The sequence below is a fragment of the Synechococcus sp. R6-10 genome, assembly GCF_047461815.1.
GTDB lineage: Bacteria > Cyanobacteriota > Cyanobacteriia > Thermostichales > Thermostichaceae > Thermostichus.
The window spans coordinates 1-8301 of record NZ_JANSHW010000008.1 but is presented as its reverse complement, the minus strand read 5'-3'; the positions used below and the strand labels follow the sequence as shown (position 1 = coordinate 8301).

At 59.7% G+C, this 8301-nt stretch carries 6 protein-coding genes; 2 read left to right on the top strand and 4 right to left on the bottom strand.

Annotation, left to right across the window (positions count from 1 at the left end):
• From NW837_RS00230 to NW837_RS00215, 4 genes are all read right to left on the bottom strand, one after another.
• Positions 1 to 329 (bottom strand): type II secretion system F family protein (locus NW837_RS00230; protein ID WP_414328706.1); only part of this gene is annotated, 329 nt, incomplete at its 3' end.
• 197 nt (positions 330 to 526) lie between these two features.
• The gene (locus tag NW837_RS00225) at positions 527 to 1669 is read right to left on the bottom strand and encodes a type IV pilus twitching motility protein PilT (RefSeq protein ID WP_238376760.1); all 1143 of its coding nucleotides are present in this window, start codon (positions 1667 to 1669) and stop codon (positions 527 to 529) included.
• Positions 1670 to 1800: 131 nt separating this feature from the next.
• Complete coding sequence (locus tag NW837_RS00220; RefSeq protein WP_414328705.1) at positions 1801 to 3876, bottom strand: GspE/PulE family protein; 2076 nt, start codon at positions 3874 to 3876, stop codon at positions 1801 to 1803.
• A 156-nt stretch (positions 3877 to 4032) separates the two neighbouring features.
• Positions 4033 to 5670, bottom strand: a complete 1638-nt coding sequence (locus NW837_RS00215) for an acetolactate synthase large subunit (protein WP_414328708.1) — start codon at positions 5668 to 5670, stop codon at positions 4033 to 4035.
• Positions 5671 to 5854: 184 nt separating this feature from the next.
• Between NW837_RS00215 and NW837_RS00210 the strand changes: the two genes are divergently transcribed.
• Positions 5855 to 6907, top strand: coding sequence for a dipeptide epimerase (locus NW837_RS00210; RefSeq protein WP_414328704.1), 1053 nt, complete (start codon positions 5855 to 5857; stop codon positions 6905 to 6907).
• Positions 6907 to 7968, top strand: a complete 1062-nt coding sequence (locus NW837_RS00205) for a DUF1611 domain-containing protein (protein WP_414328707.1) — start codon at positions 6907 to 6909, stop codon at positions 7966 to 7968. Before NW837_RS00210 ends, NW837_RS00205 begins: the two co-directional genes overlap by 1 nt.
• Positions 7969 to 8301: the final 333 nt, after the last annotated feature.

Here is an 8301-nt window from a genome sequence, read left to right as displayed (position 1 = left end):
CGGATAGCCCGCAGGTACTTTTTGAGTTTGGGGTTGCCGGTTTGCTCCTCCATGATGGTGAGAGAGCGCACCATCGACACGCCGGCGTTGATCAAGGCAGCAAATTGCCGGGAGAACACTGCCTTGTCGCGAATGTCGATGGATCCCAGCATTGAGAAATCGAAAGACGTATCCAAGGAAAAGAAGGGTTTCTCCTCCTGAATGTCTTCCTGTTTGGCAAAAATCCCGTCTCGGCGCAGCCGTGCACGAACTTCGGTCAAGCTGTTGGCCACCACCGTCAGGCGTACCGGCTGACCGGCCTTTAACCCCCGAACCTTGTAGCGCGGCATGGCTGTACCCCCGGCTAGATCGCTCTAAATAACGAAATGGCTTTAAATGTTTCGCAGGTGCAAAAGAGAAGTCAGCCCAAACCTTGGGCAGATCAACAATCTCTCAGCTAGAGCTTAGCCACAAATCAAGTCAGCGGCTAGAGATCGGCAATGAACCCTCACCCCGGGATCCCAGCACTGCCTGGTGGCAACGAGGTTTAGCGACGGGCGGCAACTGCTGCTGGCCGCTGTTGTTGGGCAGCCGCGGCTGGCGAGGGCCCGGTAACGTTGCCCAAAAGCCGCTGCAGCTCTTCAGGGCGAGAAGTCTTAGACATGGCCGTATCGAAGTCGATCTTGCCCTGTAGGTAAAGGTTAGCCAGATCTTGCTCCAGCGTTTTCATGCCCTGCTTGCCCCCCGTCTGGATAGCCGAGTAGATCTGGGCAGTTTTGCCCTCCCGAATCAGGTTGGCAATGGCCGGCGTCACCACCATGATTTCCTGCACCAGCACCCGTCCAGGCTCTCCTGGCTTGGGATTGAGGCGGCGGGCCAGAGTTTGGGAGAAGACGGCCTTGAGGGAGTTGGAGAGCTGCACGCGAATCTGCTGCTGCTGCTCGGGCGGAAACACATCCACCAAGCGATCCACCGTCTGGGCGGCAGAACTGGTGTGTACCGTGGCAAAGCAGAGGTGGCCCGTCTCGGCGGCGGTAATGGCCAACTGGATGGTCTCCAGATCCCGCATCTCCCCGATCAGGATCACATCCGGATCCTCCCGCATCGCTGCCCGCAGGGCATTGGCAAAACTCTTGGTGTCTTCCCCCAGTTGCCGCTGGTGGATGATGCTGCGAATGGGGGTGTAGATATACTCAATGGGATCCTCGATGGTGAGGATGTGCTCGGCCCGTTCGCGGTTGATCATGTCGATCATGGAAGCCAGCGTAGTCGATTTGCCAGATCCCGTTGGGCCGGTTACCAGCACCAAGCCCCGCGGCAGGCGAGCTGCTTCCTTACACACATCCGGCAGGCCCAGCTTGTCGATGTTGGGGATCTCAGAAGCCAGGGCCCGCATGGCGCAAGCATAGGTGCCGCGATCGCGGTAGACGTTCACGCGGAAGCGCCCGATCCCCCGCACCCCATAGGAGCAGTCCAATTCCCAGTTTTGCTCCAGCTGCTTGCGCTGGTTGTTGTTCAGCATGCTGAAGATCAACCGCTGCACCTCCTCTGCCGAGAGAGGCTCATGCTCTGTCGGCTCAAGGTGACCATTGATGCGGAAGTAGGGGGGCAAACCCGCCGAGATATGAATGTCGGAACCGCCCTTTTGGACGATTGCTTCCATAAGGTCTTCGATCATCAGTTGGGGCATAGGGTTGGGTTCTCCAAAGGCGAGTAGAACTGTCTATCAAAAGAGCCGCCGGCCAAAGCCATGTGAGAAAGGCAACTGTATAGGACTGTTATAGTCGGCACCCCAACATCGTCAAGTGCCAAGCCGACTTCCTAAAACTTCGGGGTCAGGCAATAGGGGCAGTCCATCCAGTCCACATGCAAGGCCGCGCCACAGTTGCGGCAGGTGCTGAGAGCCTTGGCACGGGCCTTCAGCTCGCTTTCCAGACCCTTGTCGGTGAGGGTCACCCGATCCACCTCCTCCAGCGTGGTGAGGCCCTGCTTCACCAGCATCAAACTGTAGGCCAGCAGGGTTTTCATGCCACTTTCCACCGCCGCTTCTTTGATCACCTCCGTGGGGGCCTCTTTGTTGATCAAGTCCGCAAGGCGGTCGTTCATGCGCATGAACTCGTACACCCCTACCCGACCTTTGTAGCCCACGCCCCCACACTTCTCGCAGATGGGCTTGCCGGTGGCCTTGCGCTGCTCCACTTCTTTGGGGGAGAGCTTGTTGGCTTTGTAGAAGGTGAGCTGCTCGCCGTCGCCACTGAGGGTAAGGCCATAGCGGGCCAGCTCCTCCGGCGTGGGGTGGTAGGGGATCCGACATTCGGTACACACCCGGCGCATCAAGCGCTGGGCCAACACCCCCAGCAACGAGCTGGAGATCATAAATGGCTCGATCCCCATCTCCGTCAGACGGGCAATGGCGCCAGGGGCATCGTTGGTGTGCAGCGTGGTCAACACCAAGTGGCCCGTGAGGGAGGCTTCGATGGCGGTTTTGGCCGTCTCGTGGTCGCGGGTTTCCCCCACCAGGATCACATCCGGGTCTTGCCGCAGGAAGGCGCGCAGGATCATGGCAAAGTCCATGCCCTTTTCTCGGATCACCTGCACTTGGGTGATCCCCGGCAGCGAGTATTCAATGGGATCCTCGGCAGTGCTGATGTTGATGCCCGGATCGTTCACCTCCGCCAGAGCCGAGTAGAGGGTGGTGGTTTTCCCGGATCCCGTTGGCCCGGTCACCAAGATTAGGCCAAAGGGTCGCCTGACAATCTCCTTGAAGCTTTCCAAGGTCTCTGGGTCGGTGATCAGCTTGTCCAGCCCCAGTTGGGTGGCGGAGTTGTCCAGGATCCGCAGCACGATCTTCTCCCCATAGCGGGAGGGCAGGGTGCTGACCCGGAAGTCCACCTTGCGCCCCTTGAAGACCCGCCGGATCCGCCCATCCTGGGGCATGCGCCGCTCGGCAATGTTCAAATTGGACATGATTTTGAAGCGAGCGGTGAGGGCAGGGACGATCTTCTTGGGAAAGTTTTCAAAAGCCTGCCGCAACACCCCATCTTTGCGGAAGCGGATGCGCAGGTATTCTTCTTGTGGCTCGATGTGGATGTCAGACGCCCCGTCCTGCAGGGCCTTGACCAGGATCTGGTTGGACAGTTTAATAATCGGGGCATCATCTGCCGATTTGACCTGCTGCTCCAGGGATCCCTCGCCGGCCTCATCGGCAGTCACATCCTCAATAGCATCCAGAATAGCATCCAGATCGATTTCGGCAGTGTTGACCACCACCTCTTCTTCCTGTTGGGCAGCAGCCGCGTCGTTGATCCCCTTGATGGCCAGCAGCTCCGCCTGCGCATCCATGTAGCGGTTGATCAGGGTCTCGAAATCCCGCTGGGTGAAGACCCGCCGCTGCAGCTTCAGCCCCTGGATGCGGAAGCGCCGTTGAATGTCGTCCAGTGCCTGCAGGTTGTCTGGCTTGACCATCGCCACCGTCACCTGATTGTCTCGACGGCGAATGGGCAAGAACTTGTAGCGGTTGCAGATGTCGAGGGGCAAGATCGAGTCGATCAGCCCAATCATCTCGGAGATCTCCACCGGCTCCAGGTCGACATCCAGGGAGGGGATCCCGTAGATGATTTTCAGTTCAAAGAGCTGCTGCCGTTTGTAAGCCCGCTCCAGGTCAGGGGTGATCTCTTTGCCCACGATATCCTTGACCACCAGAGCCAGGGCCTTGCTGTTGCCCTCTCGATCCGCTTTGAGGGCGTTTTGGATGTCCTGGATCTGCTTATCGTCGGCAAAGCCCAGCTCCTTTAACTTGCGGCCAAAGGGGGTAATGCTGACGTTGGCGATGGCCAGAGCTTTGCTGGCAGCACCGGCACGGCGCGAGGTAAAAGGAGGGGGAGGAAGATCGTTCATGCTGGCGGGTCACCCACAATGCCTCTATTTCACTGCACTCGGCTGCTAAGGGTCAACGGTAAAGATACATAAGTCTGGACTTCCCAGAGGCCGCCAACCCTGGGCTTACTATGCCCCAACTCGGCTCAAATCTCGCATTCCTATCCACCTCACTCCCTAAGTCTCGCAGACCAGCGCTTGCGACCGCTGTGTCAAGTAAAGATTTTCGCCGTAATCGACAGGGCAGTCGATGAGGGTGGGCACCGGCTGCTCGAGGGCCTGCTTCAGGATGGGGATCAGCTCGGCAGCCTTTTCGACACGGTAGCCCTTGAGGCCCATGCTCTCCGCCAGCTTAACGAAGTCTGGATTGCCGAACTTGACGAAAGCAGCCTCGTTGTATTGATTGTGTTGCTTCCACTCGATCAGCCCATAGCCGCCATCGTTGAAGATGAGAGTTACAAAGGGAGTGCCCACCCTGAGGGCAGTTTCCAGCTCTTGGCAGTTCATCATGAACCCCCCATCTCCGGTTACGGCCACGATGCGCCGGTCGGGATGCACCAGTTTGGCGGCCAAGGCCCCCGGAATGGCGATGCCCATGGCGGCAAAGCCGTTGGAGATGAGACAGGTGTTGGGTTTGTCACAGTGGTAGAGGCGGGCCATCCACATTTTGTGGGCGCCGACATCGGAGATGACAATGTCTTCGGGTTCCAGGACTTGGCGCAGGTCGTAGATCAGCTTTTGGGGCTTGATCGGGTAGCTCTGATCCTGGGCATAGCAGGTGTACTCGCGGACGATGTTCTGCCGCAGGCTGAGGCCATAGGGATCCGGCTTGCCCGTGCGATCGCAGCGGCGCAGGATCTCCATCAGGGAGTCGGAAATGTCTCCCACCACCTCCACTTGCGGAATGTAGCTGCTGTCGATTTCAGCCGGCAGGGCGGCGATGTGAACGATGGGGATGGTGCCGTCGGGGTTCCATTTCTTGGGAGAGTACTCGATGAGGTCGTAGCCGACGGCGATCAGCAGATCGGTTCGGTCGAAACCACAACTGACCAGATCCCGCTGCTGTAGGCCAACGGCCCACAAGGACAAGGGGTGGGTGTAGGGGATCACCCCTTTGCCCATGAAGGTGTTGACCACGGGGATGTTCAAGCGGGTGGCAAATTCCGTGAGGGCACTGCTGGCTTGGGCGCGAATGGCCCCATTGCCGGCCAAAATCAAGGGGTTGCGGGCGCGGGAGATCAGGGACGCCGCTTCGTTCAGGCTTTGATAGGAGGCGTAGGTTTTGTCCAGGCGATCTCTCCTCAAGGGATTGCCGCTGGCTTCCATGGCGGCGATGTTTTCCGGCAAGTCGATGTGGACGGCCCCGGGCTTCTCGGTTTGGGCCAATTTGAAAGCCTTGCGCACGATCTCCGGGGTGATGCTGGGGCGCACGATCTGGGCATTCCACTTGGTGACGGGGGCAAACATGGCCACCAAATCCAGGTATTGATGGGATTCGATGTGCATGCGGTCGGTGCCCACTTGGCCGGTAATAGCCACCAGGGGCGCTCCGTCCAGGTTGGCGTCGGCAACTCCGGTCATCAGGTTGGTGGCACCCGGCCCCAAGGTGGAGAGACACACCCCCGCTTTGCCCGTCAGCCGGCCATAGACATCGGCCATGAAGGCGGCCCCCTGTTCGTGGCGGGTGGTGATAAAGCGAATTGAGGAGCGGCGCAGGGCTTGCAGGACTTCCAGGTTTTCTTCGCCGGGAACGCCGAAGATGTACTGCACCCCCTCATTTTCCAGGCAGCGAACCAGCAGTTCGGCGGTGTTCATGGCGGCAAGGGTACGGAGAACGGTGGATCTGGATCCCACCATAGACGGCGGAGGGGGCAAGGGATAACTTGTTTTCTGGGCTTGGGGACGGGAGCAGGCTGGGTGGGCAGTGGGAACCAAGCTAAGCTCAAATGGACGGCCTAGGCCCAATTGCCCCTCCAAGCTTCCTCTTCTGGAGATGCCCATGCGGCTCTACGTCGAACCCTTCACCGTTCACAAGCGCTACGCCTTGACCATCAGCCGGGGTACCCACAGCGAGACAACCCTGGCTTGGGTGCGGATTGAGGAGGAGGGAATTGAAGGGTGGGGGGAGGCCTGCCCCTTTTCGGTGAGCGACGATTGCCAGCAGTCTCTGGACGACATCCTGATGGGTCTGGAGGTGGCCAAAGGGATCCTACGCCGCCACTCCCCCTGGGAGCGCCAGCCAATTGAGGCGGAACTGCTGCAGGCCGGGATCCCCTCGGCAGCGCGGGCAGCGGTGGATATGGCCCTGCACGATTGGATGGGCAAACGGCTGGGGAGGCCCCTGTGGCAGTTGTGGGGGCTGGATCGCTCCCGCATTCCGCCCACGACAATGACGATCGGCATTTCCACCCCGCAGGCAGCCCGCCGGCGAGCCTTGGCCTGGATGGAACAGACCCAAGCGCGGGCTTTTAAGATCAAGCTGGGCAGCGACTCGGGGCTGATGGCGGATCAGAACATGCTGATTGCCGTGCAGGAGGTGATCCCGCTGGGATCCCTAATTACGGTAGATGCCAACGGCGCTTGGACGGTGGAACAAACCCTGAGCATGAGCAACTGGCTGGCGGGGCAAGGGGTGAGCTACCTGGAGCAGCCTTTAGAGAGGGGGCAGGAAGCAAAGCTGATCACCCTCTGGCACGAGTCGAAGCTGCCCATTTTTGTGGATGAGAGCTGTATGGACAGCCGCGATATCCCCCCTCTGGTGGATCGCGTCCACGGGATCAACATTAAGCTGATGAAATGCGGGGGCCTCAGCGAAGCTTGGCGCATGATCCACACCGCCAAAGCCCACGGCCTGCAGGTGATGTTGGGCTGCTACAGCAACACAGCCCTGGGGAATACAGCGGCAGCCCACTTGGCTCCCCTGGTGGATTACCTGGACTTGGATAGCCACCTCAACCTCATCGACGATCCCTTTGCCGGGGCCATCCTGCAGGACGGCTGCCTGCTCCCCACCGACCGACCGGGTTTGGGGGTAGAGCTGAGGGAGGAATGATGGGAAAGCCAGGATCCCTGTCCAGCGAAAGTCGCGTGGCCATCCTGCTCCACGGGGGGTTGCTGGGGGAGCATGGGAAAACGGGGCTGGGGCTGCTGCGCTACGGCTCTTTCCCGGTGGTGGCGGTGATCGACCGGGAGCAGGCGGGGGGATCCCTGGCCCATCTGACCGGAATAGCCAAAGACATCCCCATCGTGGCCTCGGTGGAGGAGGCGCTGGCCTACCGGCCTGAAGTTCTGGTGATTGGGATTGCCCCTTCAGGGGGGCAGTTGCCGCCAGCCTGGCGGGAGGAGTTGGGCCTGGCCCTGCGAGCTGGCCTGTCTCTGGTGAATGGGCTGCACACGCCTTTGGCCGAGGATCCCCAGTTTCGGCAGTGGTTGCAGCCGGGGGCCTGGATCTGGGATATTCGCCGCGAGCCCCCCAACTTATCGGTGGGGAAAGCCCTGGCCCGCACCTTGCCCTGTAAACGGGTGTTGACGGTGGGCACCGACATGAGCGTGGGCAAAATGTCCACCAGCTTGGAGCTGCACCGGGCCAGCCTGAGACGGGGCCTGCGCTCCCGCTTTTTGGCCACCGGGCAAACCGGGATTCTGATCGGCGGCGAGGGGATCCCTTTGGATGCGGTGCGGGTGGACTATGCCAGTGGGGCGGTGGAGCAACTGATCATGCGCTATGGCTCTGACCACGACATTCTGCATCTGGAAGGCCAGGGATCCCTGCTCAACCCCGCCTCTACGGCCACCTTGCCCCTGTTGCGCGGATCCCAGCCCACCCACCTTATCCTGGTACACCGCGCCGGCCAGACCCACATCAAGGGGATAGACTACGTGCCCATCCCGCCCTTACCCAAGGTGATTGAGCTGTATGAACAGGTGGCAGCGGCTGCCGGGGCTTTTGCCCCCGCGCCCGTGGTGGGGGTTGCCCTCAATACCTTCGGCTGGGAGGAAGAAGCAGCCCTAGAGCAGATCCGCCGGGTGGAAGCCGAGACCGGACGGCCCTGTACGGATGTGGTGCGTTTTGGGGCGGATCCCTTGTTGGAGGCAATTTTGGCGGCAGGATAACTCAGTTTGCAGACAGCGGATCCACTCCCATTGTCCATCTGGGAAAAACTCATCATCTTCAACAGGTGAGCGATTCAGATGGTTCCCGGTGCCGTTGTCTTCTCTGAGATGCGATCTCCTCAGCCAGGTATTCTCGATCCAAGTCGCTCCCATTGGCCGGGGGCCAGGAACTGGGCTTGCTCCGTGTTCAGAGAAGAGCATGACTCTAGTCAATAATAAGCTCAACTATACTGAAAATAATGTATAATATGTTCAGTACGGATGTATAATATGTTCAGTACGGATTACTACCAGTTGATCTTTCTGTTTACTTTCGAGTCTGCCAACATGGTA

Coding starts and splice junctions, on each gene's coding strand:
- NW837_RS00225 (WP_238376760.1), bottom strand. CDS start 1,669: ATGCCCCAACTGATGATCGAAGACCTTATGGAAGCAATCGTCCAAAAG.
- NW837_RS00220 (WP_414328705.1), bottom strand. CDS start 3,876: ATGAACGATCTTCCTCCCCCTCCTTTTACCTCGCGCCGTGCCGGTGCT.
- NW837_RS00215 (WP_414328708.1), bottom strand. CDS start 5,670: ATGAACACCGCCGAACTGCTGGTTCGCTGCCTGGAAAATGAGGGGGTG.
- NW837_RS00210 (WP_414328704.1), top strand. CDS start 5,855: ATGCGGCTCTACGTCGAACCCTTCACCGTTCACAAGCGCTACGCCTTG.
- NW837_RS00205 (WP_414328707.1), top strand. CDS start 6,907: ATGGGAAAGCCAGGATCCCTGTCCAGCGAAAGTCGCGTGGCCATCCTG.